Annotated in this window: 1 protein-coding gene; it reads right to left on the reverse strand. The window is 58.0% G+C overall.

Features of this window, described 5'->3' with window-relative positions:
* Window positions 1–330 precede the first annotated feature (330 nt).
* The gene (locus ADT71_RS00210; RefSeq protein WP_054434092.1) at window positions 331–1,239 is read right to left on the reverse strand and encodes a hypothetical protein; all 909 of its coding nucleotides are present in this window, start codon (window positions 1,237–1,239) and stop codon (window positions 331–333) included.
* Window positions 1,240–1,389 lie beyond the last annotated feature (150 nt).

Consider the following 1,389-nt stretch of genomic DNA (forward strand, 5'->3'; position numbering starts at 1 on the left):
GGCGATCGCGGCGGCCAACGCCTCTACCTTCGCGTCGGTCGCATGATTGAACTCGGCCATTTCGTCGAACTTGCGGTCCCCCCGTTCGAGCCTGTCAATGACGGCCTTCATTGAGGCCGGATCAGGTGTGTCGTGCATCACGAGCCTTGGCCCCCGTATCAAAGTCAGATATCACCCTGAAATGCCTCTGCTTATGCTCATCCGACAATTCCTCGGCCTCATCCCAAAGCCCGCGCATATTTGCTCTCACGGCATCGCACGCTGCACAGAAAGGCAGCCGTGCGAAGATTGCTACAAGGACGAGGCCTGGTAACGGGGCGGTAGGCTGCATCAAGCCTGCGCTTGAAGGGCAATAATCTTCATATCAAACTGCGGTGCCAAATGGGGTTCGGAATAGGTGACCCCGCTGATAGTTGTCGTGTTTCGAGTGCTATCAGTGATAGGTCCCCCAGCGGACGTACCAAACGTGGAAATGCTGGACTTGTAGTCACAACCATACCGAACGACAGGATTGGTTGTTACGGTGCGATCGAGGGTGATTACGACTTCATCACCGCTAGTACTGATTGCAAAGCTCGTCAGTGCAAGCGTACCAGTGTCATCGGTGACCTTGAATCCCATGTCCGTGAATGTTCCGAGCAGTGCGGTATTCAGAATAAGCGGGAACTTGGGGGCCCGAAACTTCACGCGCAGCGTTGCACCACGAGTGAAAGCTGAGATCGGCCAGATGCAGTCCGGCTTGTTGCCATCGACGAGCAGTTGCTTGCCTGCCCGCCCATAGCGCCGGCCCATCCGAAGTTGCGACACGTTCGTTTCATGCAGAGTGTCGGCCGTGGTCTGGAGATGGTGAGTCGGCCCGACGAAATGGATGCGGGCAGGGTTGGCGTTGCATGCGTCGTATTGCGCCAAGACGATCTCGCCATATGCGGCAATGGTGGCACCGCTGCCTGACTGGTTGAACAGCATGTGTACCGGCGCGGTCTGCGCGGAAAAGCCTCCCGCGGTAAGGATCGGGTTGATTCCGGCGAGAATGTCTGCGGAGATATCTGCCTGCAACTGAACCATAGCCGCCGCGTAGGCAGCCCGCGTCGTTCCAGCACCAGCGTCGTTCACGCCAAGGCGAAGTGGGACGGCGAGGCAGCGATAGCTTTTGCCGGCCGCAACGGCCCGCGCAGCCGCTTCCTTCGCGTGGTCGATCAGATTGTTATACCACGACGCGCCCTTCTGGAGCTGGGACATGCGATAGCCGCCATGCCCGGCGACCGATCCGAAAACGATTAGTTGAGAGGGTGTTGATTGCCACTGAGATGTGACCCGGGGTTTCCATTGAGAATTGACCCGGGTGGGTATGGGTTATGTGCTGCCGTATCCCGGCAGGTTCAAGATGCT

This window comes from Novosphingobium sp. ST904 (genome assembly GCF_001298105.1).
GTDB lineage: Bacteria > Pseudomonadota > Alphaproteobacteria > Sphingomonadales > Sphingomonadaceae > Novosphingobium.

Coding starts and splice junctions, on each gene's coding strand:
- ADT71_RS00210 (WP_054434092.1), bottom strand. CDS start 1,239: ATGTCCCAGCTCCAGAAGGGCGCGTCGTGGTATAACAATCTGATCGAC.